This window comes from Paenibacillus sp. J31P316, from assembly GCF_056269105.1.
The window spans coordinates 829,826-851,115 of record NZ_JBWDNI010000001.1 but is presented as its reverse complement, the minus strand read 5'-3'; the positions used below and the strand labels follow the sequence as shown (position 1 = coordinate 851,115).

23 protein-coding genes are annotated in these 21,290 nt (G+C 55.4%); 20 read left to right on the top strand and 3 right to left on the bottom strand.

The window, feature by feature from the left end:
- Positions 1–56 precede the first annotated feature (56 nt).
- Complete coding sequence (gene cimA, locus AC0YNU_RS03650) at positions 57–1,670, bottom strand: citramalate synthase (RefSeq protein WP_475753210.1); 1,614 nt, start codon at positions 1,668–1,670, stop codon at positions 57–59.
- Between the two features lie 250 nt (positions 1,671–1,920).
- Between cimA and AC0YNU_RS03645 the strand changes: the two genes are divergently transcribed.
- From AC0YNU_RS03645 to AC0YNU_RS03620, 6 genes are all read left to right on the top strand, one after another.
- A complete protein-coding gene (locus AC0YNU_RS03645) occupies positions 1,921–3,207 on the top strand; it encodes a DNA polymerase IV (RefSeq protein WP_475753208.1) in 1,287 nt (428 codons plus the stop codon).
- Positions 3,208–3,273: 66 nt separating this feature from the next.
- Positions 3,274–3,510 carry a ferredoxin gene (locus AC0YNU_RS03640; protein WP_475753206.1) on the top strand — a complete coding sequence of 79 codons (237 nt, stop codon included), beginning with the start codon at positions 3,274–3,276 and terminating at the stop codon, positions 3,508–3,510.
- Between the two features lie 174 nt (positions 3,511–3,684).
- Entirely contained in the window at positions 3,685–5,586 is a 1,902-nt protein-coding gene (locus tag AC0YNU_RS03635; RefSeq protein WP_475753204.1) for a CHASE2 domain-containing protein, read from the top strand.
- A complete protein-coding gene (locus AC0YNU_RS03630) occupies positions 5,583–7,430 on the top strand; it encodes a FecR family protein (protein ID WP_475753202.1) in 1,848 nt (615 codons plus the stop codon). The genes AC0YNU_RS03635 and AC0YNU_RS03630 overlap by 4 nt, the downstream gene beginning before the upstream one ends.
- Positions 7,431–7,452: 22 nt before the next feature.
- Positions 7,453–9,057 carry a stalk domain-containing protein gene (locus AC0YNU_RS03625; protein WP_475753200.1) on the top strand — a complete coding sequence of 535 codons (1,605 nt, stop codon included), beginning with the start codon at positions 7,453–7,455 and terminating at the stop codon, positions 9,055–9,057.
- Between the two features lie 95 nt (positions 9,058–9,152).
- Entirely contained in the window at positions 9,153–10,571 is a 1,419-nt protein-coding gene (locus AC0YNU_RS03620) for a L,D-transpeptidase (protein WP_475753198.1), read from the top strand.
- Between the two features lie 9 nt (positions 10,572–10,580).
- On the opposite strand, the gene AC0YNU_RS03615 is transcribed toward AC0YNU_RS03620, so the two are convergent.
- Positions 10,581–10,721, bottom strand: coding sequence for a hypothetical protein (locus tag AC0YNU_RS03615; RefSeq protein ID WP_475753196.1), 141 nt, complete (start codon positions 10,719–10,721; stop codon positions 10,581–10,583).
- A gap of 192 nt (positions 10,722–10,913) precedes the next feature.
- On the opposite strand from AC0YNU_RS03615, the gene AC0YNU_RS03610 reads away from it, so the two are divergent.
- From AC0YNU_RS03610 to AC0YNU_RS03590, 5 genes are all read left to right on the top strand, one after another.
- The gene (locus AC0YNU_RS03610) at positions 10,914–12,014 is read left to right on the top strand and encodes a quinone-dependent dihydroorotate dehydrogenase (RefSeq protein WP_475753194.1); all 1,101 of its coding nucleotides are present in this window, start codon (positions 10,914–10,916) and stop codon (positions 12,012–12,014) included.
- Positions 12,015–12,029: 15 nt separating this feature from the next.
- Positions 12,030–12,833, top strand: coding sequence for a GTP diphosphokinase (gene yjbM, locus AC0YNU_RS03605; RefSeq protein ID WP_475753192.1), 804 nt, complete (start codon positions 12,030–12,032; stop codon positions 12,831–12,833).
- Positions 12,834–13,304, top strand: a complete 471-nt coding sequence (locus tag AC0YNU_RS03600) for a DUF309 domain-containing protein (RefSeq protein WP_475753189.1) — start codon at positions 12,834–12,836, stop codon at positions 13,302–13,304.
- A gap of 181 nt (positions 13,305–13,485) precedes the next feature.
- Positions 13,486–14,256, top strand: a complete 771-nt coding sequence (locus AC0YNU_RS03595) for a pseudouridine synthase (RefSeq protein ID WP_475753187.1) — start codon at positions 13,486–13,488, stop codon at positions 14,254–14,256.
- A gap of 15 nt (positions 14,257–14,271) precedes the next feature.
- Positions 14,272–15,072 (top strand): Cof-type HAD-IIB family hydrolase, encoded by an 801-nt coding sequence (locus tag AC0YNU_RS03590; RefSeq protein WP_475753186.1) that lies wholly within the window; start codon positions 14,272–14,274, stop codon positions 15,070–15,072.
- Positions 15,073–15,128: 56 nt separating this feature from the next.
- Here AC0YNU_RS03590 and yjcZ read toward each other — a convergent pair whose 3' ends face one another.
- Positions 15,129–15,218 (bottom strand): sporulation protein YjcZ, encoded by a 90-nt coding sequence (yjcZ, locus tag AC0YNU_RS03585; RefSeq protein WP_475753183.1) that lies wholly within the window; start codon positions 15,216–15,218, stop codon positions 15,129–15,131.
- A gap of 251 nt (positions 15,219–15,469) precedes the next feature.
- Between yjcZ and AC0YNU_RS03580 the strand changes: the two genes are divergently transcribed.
- The 9 genes from AC0YNU_RS03580 (at position 15,470) to hisA (ending at position 21,180) form a co-directional block, all read left to right on the top strand.
- Positions 15,470–16,078 carry a LysE family translocator gene (locus tag AC0YNU_RS03580; protein ID WP_475753181.1) on the top strand — a complete coding sequence of 203 codons (609 nt, stop codon included), beginning with the start codon at positions 15,470–15,472 and terminating at the stop codon, positions 16,076–16,078.
- Positions 16,079–16,144: 66 nt separating this feature from the next.
- The gene (locus AC0YNU_RS03575; RefSeq protein ID WP_475753179.1) at positions 16,145–16,729 is read left to right on the top strand and encodes a GNAT family N-acetyltransferase; all 585 of its coding nucleotides are present in this window, start codon (positions 16,145–16,147) and stop codon (positions 16,727–16,729) included.
- Positions 16,730–16,852: 123 nt separating this feature from the next.
- Entirely contained in the window at positions 16,853–17,329 is a 477-nt protein-coding gene (locus tag AC0YNU_RS03570) for a GNAT family N-acetyltransferase (RefSeq protein WP_475753177.1), read from the top strand.
- 38 nt (positions 17,330–17,367) lie between these two features.
- On the top strand, positions 17,368–17,847 hold the full coding sequence (locus AC0YNU_RS03565) for a TcaA NTF2-like domain-containing protein (RefSeq protein ID WP_475753175.1): 480 nt from the start codon (positions 17,368–17,370) through the stop codon (positions 17,845–17,847).
- A 76-nt stretch (positions 17,848–17,923) separates the two neighbouring features.
- Complete coding sequence (locus tag AC0YNU_RS03560; protein WP_475753173.1) at positions 17,924–18,424, top strand: N-acetyltransferase family protein; 501 nt, start codon at positions 17,924–17,926, stop codon at positions 18,422–18,424.
- 13 nt (positions 18,425–18,437) lie between these two features.
- A complete protein-coding gene (locus tag AC0YNU_RS03555; RefSeq protein WP_475753171.1) occupies positions 18,438–19,058 on the top strand; it encodes a hypothetical protein in 621 nt (206 codons plus the stop codon).
- Complete coding sequence (locus AC0YNU_RS03550) at positions 19,048–19,902, top strand: nucleotidyltransferase domain-containing protein (RefSeq protein WP_475753169.1); 855 nt, start codon at positions 19,048–19,050, stop codon at positions 19,900–19,902. The genes AC0YNU_RS03555 and AC0YNU_RS03550 overlap by 11 nt, the downstream gene beginning before the upstream one ends.
- Before the next feature lie 19 nt (positions 19,903–19,921).
- Entirely contained in the window at positions 19,922–20,341 is a 420-nt protein-coding gene (locus tag AC0YNU_RS03545) for a VanZ family protein (RefSeq protein WP_475753166.1), read from the top strand.
- An 80-nt stretch (positions 20,342–20,421) separates the two neighbouring features.
- Positions 20,422–21,180 (top strand): phosphoribosylformimino-5-aminoimidazole carboxamide ribotide isomerase, encoded by a 759-nt coding sequence (gene hisA, locus AC0YNU_RS03540; RefSeq protein ID WP_475753164.1) that lies wholly within the window; start codon positions 20,422–20,424, stop codon positions 21,178–21,180.
- Positions 21,181–21,290 lie beyond the last annotated feature (110 nt).

Genomic DNA, 21,290 nt, shown 5'->3' with positions numbered 1-21,290 from the left:
CTTAATCACCGGACTTTGCGAGAAAACATCGGCGCTTCTAGCGTCGCTGTCGCTTGTTAATGGTTGACGAGCCCGAGTTGTTCGCGCGGCTCATCGTGATTATCAACCTTGAGCTTCGTCAGCAGCGCATAACGGATACTGTCGACGAGCGCTTCCCAGCTCGCTTCAATGACGTTGTTGGATACGCCCACCGTGTTCCAGGTGTTTTTGAAATCCGTCGATTCCATGAGCACGCGGACTTTCGCGGCCGTCGCATCCTTCTCATCGATAACCCGAACCTTGTAATCGGATAAATGGAAGTCGTTGATGCTCGGATAATACTGTTCAAGCGCCTTGCGCAGCGCATTGTTGAGCGCATTGACCGGGCCGTTGCCTTCGGCGGCCATATAGACGGTTTGCCCATCGACATTTACTTTGACGATCGCCTCGGCATTCATGCCGTGACCGTTCGTTTTCTCGACGAGCATTTTCAGCGACTCCAGCTTGAATATTTCTTTCATTTCGCCGAATGCATCGCGCAGCAGCAGCTCGAGCGAGGCGTCCGCGCCTTCGAACTGATAGCCTTGATGCTCCAGATCCTTGATTTTCTCCATGATCTGCTTCGTCTTCTCATTATTTGCGTTGATATCGAGTCCAAGCTCTTGCGCCTTGGAAATGATATTGCTTTGGCCCGCAAGCTCGGATACGAGCACGCGCTGCTTGTTGCCGACGAGCTCAGGCTGGATATGCTCGTACGTCTTCGAATCTTTCATGATCGCGGAGACGTGAATGCCGCCTTTATGGGCGAACGCGGCATTGCCGACATACGGCTGCGCAACCGGCATATGGACATTGGCAATCTCGCTGACATAACGCGCGGTCTTCGTCAACGACTGCATTTGGTCGTCGCTGATGCAATCGTAATTCATCTTCAATTGAAGCGTAGGCAGAATCGAGCACAGATTCGCGTTGCCGCAGCGCTCGCCATAGCCGTTAATCGTACCTTGAATCTGGCGGGCACCGGCTTCTACGGCGGCAAGGGTATTGGCGACGGCAAGCTCGCAGTCGTTATGCGTATGTATGCCGATCGGCGTGCTGAGCTCGTTGGAGATGCGGGAGACGATCGTGTGGATCTCCGTCGGAAGCGTGCCGCCGTTCGTGTCGCATAGTACGATCCAATCGGCTCCGGCATCCTGTGCTTTGCGAAGCACGGCAAGCGCGTATTCCGGATTATGCTTGTAGCCGTCGAAGAAATGCTCGGCATCGAAGATCGCTTCGACGCTTTTGCGCTTCAGGAAAGCGAAGGAGTCGTAGATCATGGACAGGTTCTCTTCAAGCGTCGTTTGCAAAGCGGTATGCACATGGAAATCCCATGACTTGCCGACGAGCGTAGCGGCAGGAACGCCGGATTCGACGATGCGCAGCAGGCTGCTGTCCTGATCGGCGATGCTGTTCTTGCGCCGCGTGCTGCCGAATGCGGTCAGCTTGGCATTCAGCTTCATCCCTTTGATGCGTTGGAAGAACTCGATGTCCTTGCTGTTGCTGCCAGGATTTCCGCCTTCAATATAATGAACGCCTAGCAAATCAAGCTTCAGGGCGATTTTTACTTTGTCCTCTGCGGAAAGGCTGATGCCTTCTCCCTGCGTGCCGTCTCGAAGCGTTGTGTCGAATATGGAGATCGTGTTTCCCATGAATGCAGAAGCCCCCTTCCTCAGAACCATTTTTTGTAATATAAGAAAACATGAATAGCAGGCATGCTTTACTTATATTTGTACAGCTTTTTGCGTAGTCATAATTTTTTATTATATCATTAGATAAGCAGGGCGTAAATGTTCGATAGGACGGCGCGACCGGGGATGTTGACGGTGAACGCGCGCGATTGGTATGCTGAAAATACGATCATATGATCGGTTAACGATTCCAAGGAGGATGATTGCAGCGATGTCGAAGGAGCGGGAAACGGCGCCTCCTAAAAGCCGGGTCATTCTTCATTTGGATATGAACGCGTTCTATTGCTCCGTTCACGAGGCCGAGGAGCCTCATTTATATAAAGACAAGCCGACGGCGGTTGCCGGGAGCGTGGAGCTGCGCAAGGGAATCATCGTTACGTCTTCTTACACGGCAAGAGCGCAGGGCGTGAAGACGGGCATGACGGTTCGGGAGGGACTCCGGCGATGCCCGGAGCTGCTGCTGATCAGTCCGGACTTCAATCTGTACCGCACGTATTCCAGAGGCTTCATGTCGATCGCCAGGCAGTATACGCCGCTCGTGGAAGCCGTCTCCATCGATGAATGTTATCTGGATATAACGGGCTCGTCGGCATTCGGCGAACCGCTCGATATCGCGCATACCATTCAGGAACGAATCTCGTCGGAGTGGAATTTGCCCTGTTCCATCGGTATCGCGCCGAATAAGCTCTTGGCCAAGATGGCATCCGATATGAATAAGCCGAACGGCTTCACCGTGCTGCGCATTCGCGACGTCCCGAGCATACTATGGCATAAACCTTGCGATATGCTTTTTGGCATCGGCCGAAAAACGGCGGATAAGCTGACGAAGCTTAACATTCGGACGATTGGCCAGCTTGCCGCCGCCGAGGAGGCCATGCTCGTGAAGCATTTCGGCGTCATGGGCTCTTGGATGAAGGCAGCTTCGCATGGCTTCGACTATGCCCCTGTTAATGCGGAACGGGAGCGCAACAAGTCCATCGGGCATACGACGACGCTTCCCAAGGACGTTGTCGACCGCGAGGAGGCGCATCGCATTCTGCTCAATCTGGCGGATCAGACAGGGAGGAGGATGAGGCATCAGAAGATGCTTGCCATGACGATCCAGATCGTCATCCGCAGACCCGACATGACCACGATCAACCGATCGGTCACGCTTGGCGTGCCTACTGATTCCGCGGCCGATATTCATAGGGAAGCCTGCAAGCTTTTCGATAAGCACTGGAAGAAGGGCGAGCCCGTGCGCCTGCTGGGCATTACGCTTCAGAACCTTTCCCTGCAGACGGAAACCGCGGTCCAGCTGGATTTATTCAATTACGAGGAGCAGCCGAAGAAAGCCGCGCTGACGAGAACGATGGACATGTTAAGAGACAAATTCGGCGAGGATGCGGTGCTCACGGCAGGGATGCTAGGAGACGATCCGTCAGCCTTAATTCGCAACAAACGAATTCGAGGGACATCCTTGCAAAGGGACGAGCATATGTTATATAGTGATGAATGAGGGTTGTTTGCTTATGATGAAGCATATACGTAAGTTTTAACTTACAACTAATAGGAGGGAACCACGATGTCGAAGTTTACTTGGGTTGAGAAAGATACGTGCATTGCTTGCGGAGCGTGCGGAGCAACGGCACCGGACATTTACGACTATGACGACGAAGGATTGGCAGAGGTTATTTTCGGCAACGACGGTAACCATGGCAACACCGAGATTCCTGAGGACTTGTACGATGATTTGCAAGATGCGGCTGACGGCTGCCCGACGGACTCCATCAAAATCGCAGATGCAGCATTTAATTACTAATCTCGCATAAAGCATACATGCAGCTGAATCCCATTTCCTGTTTCGACAGGGAATGGGATTTTTCTTGTTTATTCGACAACAAGTTATTGCCAATGCCTGTAAAACTAAACTAGAATAATAGATAGTTTATCTGCCTGTTTTTGGCAGAACGTGTAGAGAGAGTAGGGGGCGAATATGCGGGGGCGCAAATGGATCATAACGGCAGCCGCCGGCGTGCTGATCTGTCTTTTCTGGTGTTTCCTGAGCCAGCTGGGAACCGGAGGGACGCTGAATAAGCTCGAATCCGTGCTTCAGGACAGGGTGACGCAGCAATCGGACGCGGAGCGGGCGCCGAACGCCAATATCAAGCTGATCAAGATCGACCAGGCATCGCTGGATGGCTTGGGGCAATTTCCATGGGATCGCAGTCTCTATGCGCAATTGATCGGCATGCTCGCCGATGCTGGGGCGAAAGCGATTGCACTCGACGTGGTGCTCGCCGAGCCGGGCAAAGATCCCGAGAGCGACGCACTGATGGCGGAGACGATGAAGAAGTATAAGAACGTCGTGCTGCCTGTCGTATTCAATTTCAAGGCAAAGCAGGACGAAGCCGGACTTCTGGAGACGGAATCCGTCGAATATCCGGCGGATACGATCGGAGCGGGACCGAACCAGCTCGGCCACATCAACGTCATGCAAGACGATGACTCCGTGGTGCGGAAGCTGACGGTCGGCCTGCAGGACGGAGCCGGCGCGATGATTCCCGCATTCAGCGTGAAGCTGGCGAATGAATTGCTGGATGCGTCGCATCAAATTGTCTGGAATGCGGAGAAAAACGGTTGGTACCGGGGAGAGAAGCGGCTGCCTGTCGACGACCGGAATCAAATCGCGACGCAGTTCTATACGGAGCCGCGTGAAGTCATGAGCGCGGAGACGGGCTACGATTCGCAGAGCTTCATCGACGTGCTGACAGGCAATGTGCCGGCTGATTATTATCAAGGCGACATCGTACTGATCGGGCCGTATGCGCCTGGGCTGCAGGACGAGTATTTGACGCCGCTCAGCACGACGCTGAAGATGTACGGGGTCGAGATTCACGCGAACATGGTTCAGTCGCTGGTAGCGGGCAAGTTTTTTACCGAAGCGGGTTCAACCGTCAATTACGGTCTCATCATCCTGCTTTCGGTGCTGTCGCTGCTTGTATTCGGGCGGGTAACCGGGTTTAAGGCGTTTATCGTCTATGCAGCGTTAGCGGCGGGGTACGTCTTGACCTGGATTGAGCTGTATCAGCTCAAGTCGATCTTCATCATGTTCACGTATCCGTTTCTGGCGATGACGACGGCGTTCGTATGGTCGGTCGTGCAGCATTACGTGACGGAGCGCCAAGAACGGGGGCGGGTCACGAACATTTTCGGCCGCTTCGTTCCAAGGACGGTCGTCGACGAGCTGCTTGCATCCGGCGAAGAGGTGAAGGTCGGCGGCCAAAGAAGGGATATTAGCGTCATCTTCGTCGATATTCGCGGCTTTACGCCGATGTCGGAGAAGCTCGAGCCGGAGCAGGTCATTCAAGTGTTGAACGAGTATTTGGACATTTGCACGAAAGCGGTATTCAAATACGGCGGCACGCTGGACAAGTTTATCGGCGACGGCGTAATGGCGATCTTCGGGGCTCCCATATCGCAGCCGAACCATCCCGAACTGGCCGTGCTCGCCGCGCTCGAAATGAAACGGCAGTCCGCCGATCTCGAGGAACGCTGCCTGCGGGAGATCGGTCTGCCCGTTCGTTTCGGCGTCGGCATTAACAGCGGACCCGCCGTCGTCGGCAATATCGGCTCGCAGATGCTGCGATTGGATTATACGGCTATCGGGGATACGGTCAATTTGGCTGCCCGTCTGGAATCCAATGCGAAGCCGGGGCAGATTCTGATCAGCGAAGAGACGAAGAACCGATTGACCGGCTCGTTTGCGACGTCTTTCGTCGGCGACATCAAGGTCAAGGGAAAAGAGAAGCCCGTGCCGGTTACGGAAGTGCTGGGCAACGAAGAGACATTTGAATCTATAAAGCTAGCGGAGTTTAAGGGAGGAGAGGGAGCATGAGGAAAAGAAGCCTTCGCACGCTGCTCACGGTGCTGTGTTTCCTGCTTGTCATCGGGCCGGCATCGCTGTTCGCGGGCAAGCATGCATCCGCGCAGTTGTTGCGCGTTGCGGTCGTGCAGTCGCTTAAGGGCACCGTGACCGTATTGAAATCGGGTGGAACGAAGCCATTCAAGGCGTTCAAGAACATGAGCCTTAACGAAGGAGATCAAATCGCGACAGGGAGTGACGGGGGAGCGGTGCTGGAATTGTCCAGCGCGGACGCAGACAGAGATTCCGTTACGATCGCGGCCAATTCGGTCGTCAATTTCTCGAAGCTGAAGGATGCGGGCGGAACCAAAACGAAGCTGAGCGTCTGGGCCGGTTCCCTATGGGTCAAAGTGAAGTCGGTATCGAACGCGAGCGATCAATTCGAGGTGGAGACGCCGACATCGATCATGGGCGTCCGCGGGACGCAGTTTTATGTGGCGGTCGACCCTTCGACAGGCTTGACGAATTTGTTCCTTGCAGCCGGGGTGGTCGAAGCCGGAACGAACACGAACCGCTTGGATGCGTCCAGCCAAAACCCGATCGGCAAAATCCAGAAGATCTATCCGGGCCAACAGCTCGTCGAGGTGCATGATTTGGCCGGCTTGGAGACGCAGCTCTCGATGGTCAATATCGAAGAGTTAGTGAGCAGCAGCTCGCCGGATATTATACAATCCCTTATCGAGAGCATACAAACCATCAATGAAGAAAACAAAGGCTTCTTGGACAAAGCGAAGAATCAAATCGGCAGCTTGCCGAACAATGATAATTTCGGGGGCATGATTCAGTCCCAAGAAGACTTGGAGCGGGTTACGAATAATCTGAACAACCTCATAGCGCTGATTGCCAAACAAGCCATCAATCAGCACAAAATCGATCAAAAGTTGATTGACGAGATCAACAAAAACGCCGGCGGCAAGCTAATCGATCTTGACAAGGTAGAGTCGCTCAAGCTGACGGATAGCGAGAAACAGCAGCAGGAGCTGCTGCTCAAGCTTAAGAAAGAGAAGCAGCTGGAGGCTGAACGCGAGAAAGCGGCGGCCATGGCGGCGCTGCTGGAGAAACAGAAGGAAGCGATGCTGAAAGCGAAGCAGAAGGCAGAAGAGCTGCTGGAGAAAAACAAGCAGAAAGCTGCCGAGCAGCTCATGCAAGCGGAGCTTCTGTTCTTCCAATCGCTGACCGCGGCCGAGCAGCAAAAGTTCAACCAGGACCGGGTGGACAACGGTCTGCCGGAAATCGGCCCGACGAAGGGAACGGGCAGCAACACGACTTCGCCGCCAAGCAGCAACGCGAAGGCGAGCCTGAAGTTCGCGAACCCGCTGCTCGAAACAACGCCGCTTCAGAACGGAGGGCCTCTTGAACTGAACGTGGTGTTCAGCGGCATGAGCAGTTCGGCGCGAATTGCCGGCTACCAGATCGAGGTGGAATATAACTCGCAGCAGGCTTCCTTCGACGATTATGCCTTCGCATATCCGGAAACGGCGCTGCAATATCGTGCCGGAGCTCCGGGTTTCAAAGTGGAACCGGCCGGAACGTCTGTCGAAGATGCCGACAGCGTGGATGATTTCCGCGTAGTGGAAGTCGCTAACGTATCCCGATTGATCTATACGGTCGCCAAATTCAGCGGTGATCCCGTTGCCGTCAGCGACGGAACGGTGATGGTCAAGCTGCCGTTCCAGGTTCACCCGGAACAGGAAGGTACTTTAATATCAGTGCCGTTCCACATTCGCTCCATCAAGGCTGTCGACGCAAGTGGCAATCCGATCGGGATGGCCGCAGCGGAGGATTTGACCGTTCGGGTGCAGCGGACGAACGATTAATTAACGAGAGGATAACCTTTCTATGAAGAAACGAATGAAATTCGCTGTTCTTGCGGCTGCAACGGCGGCAGTGCTCGGCAGCATGGCCGATACTGGCTTTGCCGCCGCGGGGAATGGCCAAGATTCGATCATGAAGCTTAAGCCGCTCTATGAGGTATATACGATCGCCGGCTCTGGAGCTTATGGTCTATTAAACGGCAACTCTAAGGCATCCGCGTTCCGGGAGCCGACATCGCTGCTCTACAATTCCGGGCTGCACATGTTTCTCGTTACGGATACGCACAATCAGCAGCTGCGGGTAATCGCGCCCGGCACGACAAGCACGGCTGCGGGCTTCTATTTCGGGGACGATGATCTGAATGCGCCGCTCGGCAGCCTGGTCGATGGCGCGGCTGATCAAGCGGCCTTCAACGATCCGTCCGCTCTTGCCGAAGACGCAGCAGGGAATGTGTATGTCGCCGATTCGGGCAATCATGCCATTCGTAAAATCGATCTTGAAGGCACTGTCACGACGATTGCCGGCGACGGACTGATCGGCGCTGCCGACGGTAAGGGCACGGCTGCCGAATTCAATCATCCGATGGATATCGCGGTGTCGGGCGACGGCGTCGTCTATGTCGCGGATACGCTGAATCATGTCATTCGCCGGATCAAAGACGGCGTCGTAACGACGCTGAATGCGCATTCGAGCAGAATCGTGGAATACTTCCCCGGATCCATCGCGACTGCGGGCGATTATGCCGACGGACCGATCGCGAAGGCGATGTTCAACGAGCCGAGCGGTCTTGCGCTGGACAGCAAAGGCAACTTGTACGTCAGCGACACGGGCAACGATGTCGTTCGTTATATTGATTTCGCTGCTGATCGCGTCACGACGGTCGCAGGTTTGAAGGCCGGAGCTTCCATCGTGTACGGGGCCAATGAGCCGTATGCAGCGGGCGGCTATGCGGACGGCGCCGCGAGCGCCGCGAAGTTCCGCTCCCCGCGCGGCCTGGACGTGACGCCTGAAGGCGGCCTCTTGATCGCGGATTCGCTTAATCATGTCGTTCGTTATCTCTTGAACGGAACCGTAACCACGATTGTCGGCACGCCGGACGAGGAAGGACGCGTGGACGGCGTTGCCGGAAGCGCGCTGCTTCATAAACCGACGGATGTCGCATGGCTGGGCGGCGGCGCGATCGGAATTGCCGACAGCGGCAGCAATACGATCCGCGTCGCATCTCCTTACGAAGTGCCGGCCGGCGTCAAGGCGGATGGAAGCATTCACCTGCTGTACGGCACCGACCTGCTGAACAGCGATGCCGATCCGATCATCAAGAACGGCGTCACCTATGTGCCGGTCCGCGTGCTGGCCGAGAAACTCGGCTATAACGTGCAATATACCGGCGGTCAAACATCGCTTCGGCTCGGTACGGCGGCATATACAGTGAAAGCCGGATCTTCCGCAATCAGCAAAACGGTCCAGGGCTCCGCGCCGCAGACCGTCAAGACCAATGCCGTGCCGTTCAACGCCGGCGGGCACCTATTCCTGCCGGTACGCTTCTTCGCCGAAGAGCTTGGGCTCGACGTGCAGTGGCTGTCGGATGTGCGCGCCGTCTTGCTGCGCGATAAGCAGTTTGCATCCTAACTCATCATGTTCTTGCCAGGAAAAGCCGTCCGGATTATATCCGGACGGCTTTTCTGCCGATATAGAAACTAACGGCACCGGATACAGGAGGCAGCATGATGGAATTGAAGGACGATATGAATTATTTGAAGCGTTACGTTCAGAACCATCCCGATAATCGTATGGCTTGGTATTTACTGGGCAAACAGTATATGCAGGAAGATAAGGAAGCCAAGGCGAACTATTGTTTCCTGCAGTCCGGCAGTATTTATGACGCCTATGAACGCAAGCAGCACCCGCTGGTGAGCGAGCCTCGGCAGTTGATTGCGGTCTGGAACCGCAAGCGCAAGCGGTTGTTGATGGGTGCGCGGACCTCGGCGGCTACGCTGGTCATCCTTGCTCTTATGCTGGCATTCTCGACGACAAGCTCCGAGGAGGATGCAGGGGAGGAAGCGGACCGGCTGACATCGACGGGAGCTGAACAATCGGTCGGTCAACAGCAGGGAAGCGGGCTCAGAATCGTGTTCGTGAAACCGAACGGAGGAGACGGCACCATGCTCGGCAATGCGCTTGGCGTATTGATGCGAGGCGCGGATCAGAGGAATGAAAAAGGATTAGCCGTCTCGCTCCAGCAGGATGGCAATTGGCGCAAATGGACGGGGACAACGCGTCTCTTGGCGGAGTCGGCGCGACAAGGGACAGGCCGAGCCGGCGTCAGCCTTCTCGATGCGAAAGCTTGCGATTGCTTGCCGGACGAATCTTCGGCTGCGCGCAAAAGCTATGCATCTTGGAGTAAGGACCAGGAACTGCAATGGACGTTGTCCAGCGCGATCACGCATTATCGCGAACGGACGAAGAGCTGGCCGTCCAAGCTGGAGGATTTGACACGGCCATATCCTAATAATATGCTCTCAGGAACTTCCAAGGCGATGCGGGCACTGTTTGCGCCGCTGGTGAAGGTAATGAAAGCGGAAGCGTCAGCGGATGCTGATCCGCAAGTGGAAGCTGGAGACGAAGGAAAGAACGGCGCGGAGGGGACCGCCGGTCCGGCGGGCGGAAGCGGATCAACTAGCGGTGAAGCGCCGCTCTCGAAGGAGCCGCTCTCGATCATCGTAGACACGAGCAATCATCAGCTGGCCGTCGTCAGCGGGGACGTGATCGTTCGCAGCTACACGGTCGGTCTCGGAGGCGCGAAGACGCCATCCGGTCATTTCGTCATCAGCGAGAAAGTGCGTAATCCAAACGGCCGCACGGACGGCGAGTTTGGCAGCCGGGGCATGGCGCTGTCGGATACGAGGTATGCCATCCATGGAACGAACGAACCGGACAGCATCGGCAAGGACGAATCCCATGGCTGCGTTCGGATGACGCGCATGGATGTGGAGGAACTCTATGATCTGGTTCCCCTCGGTACGGAGGTCAACATAAAAAGCGGCGTTCTTCCCGATCAAGCTGCACCGATCGCAACGCGTTTCCGGTTGCAGCCGGCCCAGGACGAGACGAACCCCGCTAAGGTTTACGATTGGCTGGATTAACAAGCGAGCTTAATTGTCAATAATGAGCAGTACGGCCATGATAACCACGATGACGGCAAAGATCGATCCGATCCAAACGAGCGCTTTCTTATTGATTTCTTCTTTGTGCTTGGATTTCATGATGGGCGGCTTTTTTTTGGCTTGGCTCATGGGGATCAACCTTTCTTTCGCGGGAGATAGGATTATGTTATTATTGTAATCGTTTTCTTGCGCGGAGACAACTGCTTGTCCGATGGTAGCGGGCGTGGCTTGCGGATGAAAGCGGCGGCGACTCTTTCTTTTTCGTGTCTGACACGTTAAACTGTTCGATAGAGCTAACACGAAGAACGGAGTGACTTTTCCTTGTTGTATACGAAATTTGCCAAGCCATACTTTTTCCGAATGGATGCCGAGAAAGCCCACCATATGGTGATTGACGGGCTGCATACGGCAAGCCGCGTACCCGGCATTCCCGCGATGATGCGCGCCATGTACGGCGTACGGGAGACGAAGGCGCTCGCGATGGATTTGTTCGGACTGCATTTCGCGCATCCGGTCGGTCTCGCGGCGGGACTGGATAAGAATGCAAAGGCCGTCGACATGTTCGCGAACATCGGCTTCGGCTTCGCGGAAGTCGGCACCGTGACGCCGAAAGGACAAGCCGGCAACGACCTGCCGCGGCTGTTCCGACTTCCGAGCGACGAGGCGCTCATCAACCGGATGGGCTTCAATAATGACGGAGCGGCAGCCATGGCTGAGCGGTTGGCGAACGCCGGGCAGCGCCGGATTCCGATCGCCGTCAACATCGGCAAGAACAAGACGACGCCGAACGAGCTCGCGCACGAGGATTATCGCGCTTGCTTGCAGCAGCTTTATACATACGGCGACTTTTTTGTCGTCAACATCAGCTCGCCGAATACGCCGGACCTTCGGGCACTCCAGCATGGCGACGAGCTGAAGCTCCTTCTCCAGACGGTTATGGAAGAGATGGGGGTTCAAGCGGCCAAGGGCGGCGCGCCCCGCAAGCCCGTGCTTGTCAAAATCGCGCCGGATATGACAAGCGAGCAGCTTGCCTATACCGTTGAAACGATCGTGGCGAGCGGCGTTAACGGCATCATCGCGACGAATACGACGATAAGCCGCGAAGGGCTGCGGCATACCAATGCGAAGGAAACCGGCGGCATGAGCGGCAAGCCGCTGCGCGAGCGCTCCACGGAGGTTATCCGCGAGGTATACCGGTTAACGGGCGGACAGCTGCCCATTATTGGTTCGGGCGGCATCTTTACGGCATCGGATGCATACGATAAAATTCGCGCAGGCGCAAGTCTTGTAGAAATTTATACGGCGCTCATCTATCAAGGTCCGGAGCTGCTGCGCGAGCTGACGGACGGACTTCAAGCATTGTTGCGCAAGGACGGGTTTACATCGATCGTAGAGGCTATAGGAGCAGATCATCGGTCTTAGACAGGAGGCGGCCGGATGGACGGAAGAGACTGGGGATTATTTTTGCAACCGTATGAGCAGGCAGTGGAAGAATTGAAGGTCAAATTAAAGACGCTTCGAACGGAGCTTAAGAATCGCGAAGCCTACGCGCCGATCGAATTCGTGACCGGCCGGGTGAAGAAGATTTCCAGCATATTGGAGAAGGCCAAACGATTGTCGGTACCGATGGAGAAGATCGATACCGGCATCGAGGATATAGCAGGCATCCGCATCATGTGCCAGTTCGTGGACGATATACATCGCGTTGCGGCGTTGATTCGCTCGCGCAAGGATTTGAAGCTCGTATACGAGAAGGACTATATTACGAATTTCAAGGACAGCGGCTATCGGAGCTACCATATGATCATCGAATATCCCGTTCAGACGGCGATCGGCCAGAAGAACGTATTGGCGGAGATTCAAATTCGGACGCTCGCGATGAATTTCTGGGCGACGATCGAGCATTCGCTAAACTATAAGTATAAAGAAAGCCTGCCTGAAGACGTCCGCGGCCGATTGAAGAAAGCGGCCGAGGCGGCGTCGGTGCTCGATACGGAAATGTCGAGCATTCGCAATGAAATTCTGGATGCCCAGCGCGATTTCGAAGAGAAATCGAACATGTTCTCCAGCGTGCTCAGCGACATTCAGGAATTGTATTTCTTCAATCGCGTTCGCGAGGCCGTGCAGTTCCAACTGCGGTTCAACGAGCTGTGGGAGAAGGAAGACGCCTTCGAGATCCGGAGGCTGTCCGACGAGATTCGGGCGGCAATCGGCCGTGCGAAGAAGAACAGCTCGACATAGATGACGGCATCGCATCCGCATCCGTACGACGAGAAGTTCGTACATTTTGTCGTGTTGTTCAATGTCGACGCCGATTATTTCGAATGTCACGAGGTGATGGAGGAGCTCTGGCTTGAAGAAGGCCGCAGCACGCTCTATCAGGGATTGCTGCAAGCAGCGGTCGGTCTCCATCATTGGCGCAACGATAATTTCTCAGGAGCGGTCAAATTGTTCTCCCAAGCGGAGAACAAGCTGGCGGCGTATCCCGACGTAACGATGGGACTTGATCTCAAGCAGCTCCGAGTCGATATCGCAATGAGTTTGGATCGGCTTCGCGCTGATGCGGCAAGCAGCCATTCTTCGGCTGCCGCCGGCGAGGCGCCGGCCTTCGAAGCTTTTCGCCTCGTCGTAACGGACGATACGCTGCGCTCGCTCGCGAAAGCGCTTGCGGAGATTCCGTACGAGCAGCGCGTGCATCCCGAAGACGACTAAGAGCCCGCGGATACGCGCGAGGCGATCGCATGAGCTGCCGGCAGCTTTCCGGAACCCGATCCACGGGACCGTTAGCGTCGGCAGCCTTTTTTTGCGTTCAGTACGGTCAGGGTTGGTTAAGAAACTTGGTTTAGTATACAATGGAGTGAAGAATCGAGGCAGCAATGGGAGTGGAATGAGTATGGCGAAGAGAATGCGGCTGGACAAGCTGCTTGCGAATATGGGATTCGGCACGCGCAGCGAAGTAAGACGAGCCGTGAAACAGGGCCGGGTAACGGTTGACGGCCAGACGGCCAAGGATTTCGGCTTAACCATCGATCCGGAGTCGGCGGACGTTCGTTTCGACGGCGAGGAAGTCGTTTATCAAGAGACGATTTATGTCATGCTGAACAAGCCGCAGGGCGTTGTGTCGGCGACGGAAGACGCGCGTGATCGTACGGTTATCGATTTATTGGAGCCCGTAGACCGCGTCCTGCAGCCGTTTCCGGTCGGCAGGCTGGATAAAGACACGGAAGGGCTGCTGCTGCTGACGAACGATGGCAAGCTGGCGCATGATTTGCTATCGCCGCGCAAGCATGTGCCGAAGACCTATGAGGCGCTTGTGCTTGGCGATGTTGGCGCAAGCGACCAGGCTGCCTTCCGTCAGGGCGTTACGCTCGACGACGGGTATGCAACGATGCCTGCAGAGCTCGTCGTTGGCGATAAGGAAGAACGCGCGGACGGCGTATACAGCCGGATTACGCTGACCATTCACGAAGGAAAATTCCATCAGGTCAAACGCATGTTCGAGGCAGTCGGCAAGCGGGTTCTCTACTTGAAGCGTATCTCGATGGGGCCGCTGGCGCTGGACAAGAAGCTGAAGCTCGGCGAATACCGCGCGCTTACGGAAGCGGAACTGGAAGCGCTGCTGAACGTCCGGTCTAGCGGCGTGCTTGATGCTAATGAAGGATAGGAGAGACAGCTAGCAATGGGGAACATCAACTACGATTTGATCGCGCTGGATATTGACGGAACGCTGCTCACGGATGACCATACCCTGACCTCGAACGTTCGGGAAGCGGTGCGCGAGGCGCATAGCCGCGGAGCGGAGATCGTGCTGTGCACGGGACGAGGGCCTGCGAACGCAATCCCTGTCTTGGACGAGCTGGGTCTTGCCGGTACGATGATTACGCATAACGGGGCTGCAACGGTGGATTCGGCGAGCCGTACCGTGCTGCATCAATACAGTATCGATAACGCGGAAGTGGCGCGCTTTCGGGCTTATTGCCTGGAGGCGAAGCTGCATTTCGACCTGAACACGGCGTTCGAGATGCTGATCGAGGATATCACGCCGGAAGCCGAGGCTATGTACCGGTTATATGGCGCGAGTCCGGTCTTGCGCAACCCGGGCGATCCGCTTCCCGAAGGGCTCGTGAAGTTTACGCTCTTCGGCGATCAAGCGGAACTTGATCGCGTCGAAGCGGAATGGAACGGCTGGACGCACGGCTTGCAGCATATCCGAAGCGGCGATTATTTCATCGACGTGCAGCATAGAGAGGCAAGCAAAGGGAAGGCGCTCCAGCAGCTGGCGCAGCTCAGAGGCATCGAGCAGAGCCGCATTATGGCGATCGGAAACTACTTTAACGATGTCGGCATGCTGGTGTTTGCCGGTTTGGGCGTCGCTGTAGCGAACTCGCCGGAGGCCGTGAAAGAAGCGGCGAATGTGGTGACCCGTTCCAATGAGGCGGACGGCGTGGCGCACGCGCTGCATGCTTTTGCCTGGAAATAATGAAAAACCGTCGAAGGGATTCCCTCGACGGTTTTCTCATTATAGGCTAGATCAGATTAGTACAGGGCTCCGCGGGATACGATGACCAGCAGAATGAACAGTACCAGAATCACGCCAGCAAAATTTCCTCCCAATACACCGGACATGCAATTGCCTCCCCTAAATGGTATTTCCGGCACCGGCAGCAAGTAGATCATGTTGTTGTTCTCGGCACTCGGTATACGTTATTGTATGAAAATCGCCGTCCGCGGATTGGACAGAAGCCCGCATCGGCCACATTTGGGCATTAGCCCCGGGAGATATGGCCGAAGAATGAGATGCTTGCACGGGAGACAGATCATGGGGAGATATCGCCTAGCGGCACTTATATACAACGGAGAGAGGGATCATTCACTTTATGATGCTGGCGAAAGGTTTGCTTATCGGCCTGTCGATCGCCGCCCCCGTGGGGCCGATCGGCATCCTGTGCATGAAACGTACCTTGACGCAAGGCAGCCGCTACGGATTCGTCTCCGGTCTTGGGGCGGCTTCGGCCGACGGGTTGTACGGATTAATCGCCGCTTTCGGCTTCGGAGCGGTTATATCAAGAATCGTAGCGCTGCAAGACGCGGTGTCATGGCTCGGCGGCTTGTTCCTCTGTTACTTGGGCTATCGTTCGTTCCGATCCGCTGCCGGGGAACGAAGCGCAGAAGCGGGACGAAGCGGCAGCTTGGCTGGCGCTTACGGAACGACGTTTCTGCTGACGGTTGCCAATCCCGTAACGATCCTGTCGTTTCTCGGCATTTTTGCCGGATTGAACGTGATGGGTGCGTCGTTGCCCGGTCTTCTGGCGCTCGTTATCGGCGTTTTTGCCGGATCGGCGCTCTGGTGGCTATGCTTAAGCGTTGTCGTCGGTGCGGTTCGGCAGACCCTGAACCCTGCGGCCATGCGTTGGATCAATCGATTGTCCGGCCTGCTTCTGCTCGGATTCGGCATCTATTCGCTGTTGGACGTCATGATATTCTAACGCGTTGATAATTCATAGTCGAACAAACCATAGTCGAACAAACTTTAAAATAAGGAGAGACTACTTATGATTCCAGTTCATGAATGGCATCGCCTGAAATTGCATACGCAGCGCTTGCAGCTGCAAGTAATCGATGAATCCTGCGCCGAGCGCGTGCTGGCATTCGTAACCCGTAATCGGGAGTCGCTTGCCGAATGGGAGCCTAGCCGTGAGGACGACTATTTCACGGCGGAAACCCAGCGAGGATTAATTGCGCAGGACATCCACGTCATGCAGAACGGACATGGCGTGCGATTATGGCTGACGGCTGCTGGCGCACCCGACGGGGAACTTATCGGAACGGTTTCCCTCAGCAATATCGTGCGCGGAGCGTTTCAATCCTGCCATCTCGGTTATCGGATGGATGATCGGTATCGAAACAAAGGATATATGACGGAAGCATTGTCCCATCTCGTCGCGTTCGCCTTCGGACAGCTGAATTTGCACCGGATCGAAGCCAACGTCATGCCGCGCAACGCAGCGTCGTTGAAAGTCTGCGAACGGCTCGGATTTCATCGCGAGGGGCTTGCCAGGGACTACTTGCGTATCGGCGGCCGGTGGGAGGATCATATTCATATGGTGCTGCTGAATCCGTCTTGGACAGCATCGTAAACGAATGGAAGCTGACAGCCCGCGATAATTAACCTTGCCGCAGGCATTTAGTCCTTCCCGGTTTCATGTTAGAATAGAAACTGTATCCTCCTGAACTACATAGAAAGCGAGCGTGCACCTCAGATGTTGACTTTTATGCGCTCTTCGAATGAAAGCTTGGCGGCCGAACGGGAGATATTGAATGCGAATCCGTTGTTCAACCGCCTTTCCAAAGATAAAGAAACGCTGTCGCTGGCAGATATCGAAGCGGAGCATCGGGATGCCGAAGCCGCCGGTGCGGAACGATACGTCCTCTCTATGCAGGAACATCCTGCCGGGATCCTGGAGTATCTGATGATCAATCCGAAGGACTCCTGCACGTGGATCGGACTGCTCGTGATACATGGCGCTTTTCAAGGCAAGGGATTGGCCCGCGCGGCATTGGCGTGGTTCGATGAACGCATGCAAGGCAGAGGCGTTGCTTCCCATCGTCTCGGCGTGCTCGAAGACAATCATCCCGCGCATGCCTTTTGGCGCAGCCAAGGCGCCAGCCCGGTAAGACCCGCCGTACTGCCAGACGGAAAGCCCATTCTCATCTATGAACGGAACGTTCAAGGGTAAGAAGAGGATGCAATTCATAAAGACGGGAGATTACAAGGATGTACAGAACAGCAATGCTCGGCATGCTGCTAAGTCTGACTGTGCTGACCAGTGCCTGTTCGGTAAAGGACGACAGCCACGGGCAGGACCCCGTCCCAAGCGATCAACTTGACTATAGAGATTCATCGGGTGCGTCCGATGTGATGAATGCATATGAAGAGTCCATGGTCGAAGCGATCAACAAGAACCGCTTCTCGCTTGTGGAAGGTCTGTTGGACCCGGAAGGCCCGCTATACAAGGAGCAGCAAGGACTCGTTCGCCGGCTCAGCGGGAAGGACATCAAGGAAAAGCTTATTCGGTATCAGATCATGAATATCCAGAAAATCAACGGCGAATACAAGTTTTACATCATCGAGAAGATCGGCATTTATTATCCGGAAGGCAAATCGATGGTGAATGAATACGAATGGATTTATACCGTGAAGCAGCATCCCGTGACGAGCGCCTTCAAGGTGTACAGCATCGAGCGCTGGGAATAGCCATTTAGACGGGCAGGCGGGCTGGAAGCAGCATGGTCTGCCTGTTTTTCAAACATTTACACGATGAGGTGCAACGATGACGAGCAGAATTGCGTTTCAACCCTATGACAGCCAATATTTGGAAGAGGTCCGCGGCACCTATAATTATTTCGTCGAGCAGACCACGGTCTCATTCGATCTGTTTCCCTATACGCCGGAGCAGATGGTTCAGCTGATTGAACCTCTCTCGGAGCTGTATCGCTCCTATGTCGCGCTCTATGACGGACAATATGCAGGCTATTTTTTGCTGACCCAGCATAAGAAACGGCCTGCGTTCAACGTCACTGCGGAAGTGACGGTCTATCTGGAGCCCGACTTTACAGGCAAGGGCATCGGCAAGGAAGCGATGCTCTTCTTGGAAGAAGTGGCGAGGTCGCTGAATTTCCATTCGTTGATTGCAACCATCTGCACGGAAAACGAAGGCAGCATCGCTTTATTCTCCAAGCTGGGGTACAAGCAGGTATCGCACTACGAAGAGATCGCCTACAAATTCGATCGTTGGCTCGATTTGGCTTGCTATCAGAAAAAGCTGAAGTAGAGGCGGGATGCTCATGCGGGATCGTTGGTCCGCCGGAGGACTGGCGGCATGCACGGCTGCGATTGTTTTCATAACCGCTGGGTGCAGCGGTAACGAGAAAAAGGACAAGCTGCAAGCTCAGCTTGAAGCGCAAGCCGAACAAATAACGGCGCTGCAGGCCGAGAACGGCAAGCTGGGAGCGAGGGTGAAGGAAACGGGAACCCGGCTGGACGAGGCGGAGAGACGACTGAAGCAGCAGGCAGAGGTTGAAGAAGCAGCTGCGGATCCTTATAGGAACCGGACCGACGATGATCTTCTCGTCGACAAGCGCATTCCTTCGGACGCCGCAGGATTGCTGCTTAAGCTGGTGGAGACGGTCAACGCCAATCCTAAGATCAAGGCGGACGATAAGGTATGGCAGCAGTTTTTCGCCGCTCCTGCGAACCCGGACACGTCAGGCTTCATTAAGAGCGTCTTGACGATGCCGGAGCTGACCTATACGAAGCTATTCTATCAAGGCGAGACGACGTACAAGAAGCCGGGTAAAATAACGAGATCGATGGTCGTCGTTGCCGCCCTGAAGGCGGAAGGCGCACACGCCTATGCGTTGATGAATACGAACGGGACGGGATGGAAGATTGCGGATGTGGATTAACGAGGCAAGCATGTTGGCGCTTCATCCGCGGATTGCAGAAATCCTGTATGCGTATCTCGAATCCCTGCAAGAGGCACTGTCCCGGCAAGGACGGTCTGCCAAGCATTTCTTGGATGGCTTCTATCTCTATGGCTCGCTTGCGCTCGGCGATTATTCGTTGACGCTAAGCGATATCGATTTTGTCGCGGTGACGAAGGAAAGGCCGAATGCCGCGGATATCGAGCTGCTGGGAAGCGTGCACGGGAGCGTTCATCAGCGGTATCCCAAGCCGAATATGGACGGGATCTACGTGACGGCCGATCAGCTCGGCAAGCTGCCGCAGGAGACCGAGGCGTATCCGTATCACCATGACGGACGGATGGCGGCTTCCGGTTATTTTGAATGCAATCTCGTTACGTGGCATGAACTGAAGCGGCACGGAATAGCTATAGTTGGCGGGGGGACGAGCGCACTGCCTTATTCCGTCGATGTAGAACGCCTCCTGGCGGCGATGCACGAGAATTTGAACGGCTATTGGAAGGATTGGATCGAACAATCCGACAAGCCGTTCACGGCCAAAGGTGCTGCCCTGCTGGGGCGCGACGCGGCGTCCTGGGGCGTTCTTGGCATTGCCCGGCTCTACTATTCGTTCCGCGAACGGGCGATCACGACCAAGACGGGCGCAGGCGAATATATGCTGGAGCAGCCCGTCGGCGCACCGTGGCGGGCGATTCTGGAAGAATCGATCCGATACCGCCGCGGACAGAGCTCGATCTATCGATCTCCATGGGCTAGAAGGCGGGCTGCGCTGGCTTGCATGCGGGCGATCTGCGCGGCTTGCGAGATGGAGCGCTCGCGAGGTTAGGAGGTTAGCAGCGAAAGCAATGAAACGAGCAATCGCACTGATTACGTTGGCCTATTCCCTGTTACTCCTCTATTGGATGTTTATCGGATTCGGACGGACGAATCCGCATTTGCCAGGCTACAAGTACAATGTGATACCGCTTCAGACGATCAAGCTTTATTTCGTCCACGCGGACAGCTTTCCGTTCAAATATTGGATCGTGAATATGATCGGCAATGTTGCCGTATTCGCGCCATTCGGCCTCTCCGTCCCGTATTTGCTCCGCATGCGGCTGTTCTCGTTCACGATGCTCTTCATCTGCGTCCTATTCCTGCTCGAGACCTTCCAGCTGCTGCTGCAGCGCGGAAGCTTCGATATTGATGATGTCCTCCTGAACACCATCGGGGCATGGATCGGTTTCGCATGCTTGCACCTGATTCGCAAGCGGGCGGCCGCATGACCGTGAACAAGGCGATACTGATATTATAAGCTGGGCTATAGGCTGCCGAGCGGCATTACTACTAGAGAAGAGGGACAGCAATGAAATTCAGACCATGCATCGACCTGCATAACGGCAAAGTAAAACAGATCGTCGGCGAGACGCTCGGCGGCAGCGACAAGCAGGTGGTGGAAAATTTCGTGTCCGCGCATGATTCCGCTTATTATGCGGACATGTTCAAGCGGGACAAGCTGACCGGCGGCCATGTCATCATGCTCGGCGGCGGCAACGAAGATGCGGCGCTCGCCGCGCTGCGCGCCTATCCGGGCGGCTTGCAGATCGGCGGCGGCATTCATGCCGAGAATGCGGCGCAATATCTGGAGGCGGGTGCCTCGCATGTCATCGTAACCTCGTATATTTTCCGCGACGGCGAATTGGACATGGGCAATCTGCAGCGGATCGTATCCGAGGTCGGGAAAGACAGGCTCGTTATCGATCTGAGCTGCAAGCAGCGCGACAATCAATGGCTCGTCGTCACGAACCAATGGAAGACATTCAGCAATTTCGTCGTCGACGCCGACCACCTGCGCGAGCTGGAATCGTATTGCGATGAATTTCTGATCCATGCCGTCGACGTGGAAGGGAAGCGCACCGGCATATTGACGAGCTTGATCGAACTGCTGGCGCAAGGGGTAACCATCCCGACGACGTACGCCGGCGGAGCGCGTTCGTTCGAGGACTTGGCGTTGTTTCGCGAGTTAACGGCAGGCAAACTGGATATCACGATCGGCAGCGCGCTCGACATATTCGGCGGCGCTTTGTCATATGACGAAGTCGTGGCGCATTGCGGCCGCGAATAGCCTTGTTCGATGAGTGCCAACCGCCGAAGAAGCGGGTTGGCGCTTTTTTGCATAGCTTTTCCTACTGGAAGCGATTACAATGAGAGAGTGATTGCTCTTGTATAATTAAT

What these genes read in the sequence shown, in the direction of transcription:
- AC0YNU_RS03620 (WP_475753198.1), top strand. Translation starts at nt 9,153, where the DNA reads ATGATGGAATTGAAGGACGATATGAATTATTTGAAGCGTTACGTTCAG.
- AC0YNU_RS03615 (WP_475753196.1), bottom strand. Translation starts at nt 10,721, where the DNA reads ATGAGCCAAGCCAAAAAAAAGCCGCCCATCATGAAATCCAAGCACAAA.
- AC0YNU_RS03590 (WP_475753186.1), top strand. Translation starts at nt 14,272, where the DNA reads ATGGGGAACATCAACTACGATTTGATCGCGCTGGATATTGACGGAACG.
- AC0YNU_RS03570 (WP_475753177.1), top strand. Translation starts at nt 16,853, where the DNA reads ATGTTGACTTTTATGCGCTCTTCGAATGAAAGCTTGGCGGCCGAACGG.
- AC0YNU_RS03595 (WP_475753187.1), top strand. Translation starts at nt 13,486, where the DNA reads ATGGCGAAGAGAATGCGGCTGGACAAGCTGCTTGCGAATATGGGATTC.
- AC0YNU_RS03640 (WP_475753206.1), top strand. Translation starts at nt 3,274, where the DNA reads ATGTCGAAGTTTACTTGGGTTGAGAAAGATACGTGCATTGCTTGCGGA.
- hisA (WP_475753164.1), top strand. Translation starts at nt 20,422, where the DNA reads ATGAAATTCAGACCATGCATCGACCTGCATAACGGCAAAGTAAAACAG.
- AC0YNU_RS03575 (WP_475753179.1), top strand. Translation starts at nt 16,145, where the DNA reads ATGATTCCAGTTCATGAATGGCATCGCCTGAAATTGCATACGCAGCGC.
- AC0YNU_RS03630 (WP_475753202.1), top strand. Translation starts at nt 5,583, where the DNA reads ATGAGGAAAAGAAGCCTTCGCACGCTGCTCACGGTGCTGTGTTTCCTG.
- AC0YNU_RS03565 (WP_475753175.1), top strand. Translation starts at nt 17,368, where the DNA reads ATGTACAGAACAGCAATGCTCGGCATGCTGCTAAGTCTGACTGTGCTG.
- yjbM (WP_475753192.1), top strand. Translation starts at nt 12,030, where the DNA reads ATGGACGGAAGAGACTGGGGATTATTTTTGCAACCGTATGAGCAGGCA.
- AC0YNU_RS03550 (WP_475753169.1), top strand. Translation starts at nt 19,048, where the DNA reads ATGTGGATTAACGAGGCAAGCATGTTGGCGCTTCATCCGCGGATTGCA.
- AC0YNU_RS03580 (WP_475753181.1), top strand. Translation starts at nt 15,470, where the DNA reads ATGATGCTGGCGAAAGGTTTGCTTATCGGCCTGTCGATCGCCGCCCCC.
- AC0YNU_RS03555 (WP_475753171.1), top strand. Translation starts at nt 18,438, where the DNA reads ATGCGGGATCGTTGGTCCGCCGGAGGACTGGCGGCATGCACGGCTGCG.
- AC0YNU_RS03635 (WP_475753204.1), top strand. Translation starts at nt 3,685, where the DNA reads ATGCGGGGGCGCAAATGGATCATAACGGCAGCCGCCGGCGTGCTGATC.
- AC0YNU_RS03625 (WP_475753200.1), top strand. Translation starts at nt 7,453, where the DNA reads ATGAAGAAACGAATGAAATTCGCTGTTCTTGCGGCTGCAACGGCGGCA.
- AC0YNU_RS03645 (WP_475753208.1), top strand. Translation starts at nt 1,921, where the DNA reads ATGTCGAAGGAGCGGGAAACGGCGCCTCCTAAAAGCCGGGTCATTCTT.
- yjcZ (WP_475753183.1), bottom strand. Translation starts at nt 15,218, where the DNA reads ATGTCCGGTGTATTGGGAGGAAATTTTGCTGGCGTGATTCTGGTACTG.
- AC0YNU_RS03600 (WP_475753189.1), top strand. Translation starts at nt 12,834, where the DNA reads ATGACGGCATCGCATCCGCATCCGTACGACGAGAAGTTCGTACATTTT.
- AC0YNU_RS03560 (WP_475753173.1), top strand. Translation starts at nt 17,924, where the DNA reads ATGACGAGCAGAATTGCGTTTCAACCCTATGACAGCCAATATTTGGAA.
- cimA (WP_475753210.1), bottom strand. Translation starts at nt 1,670, where the DNA reads ATGGGAAACACGATCTCCATATTCGACACAACGCTTCGAGACGGCACG.
- AC0YNU_RS03545 (WP_475753166.1), top strand. Translation starts at nt 19,922, where the DNA reads ATGAAACGAGCAATCGCACTGATTACGTTGGCCTATTCCCTGTTACTC.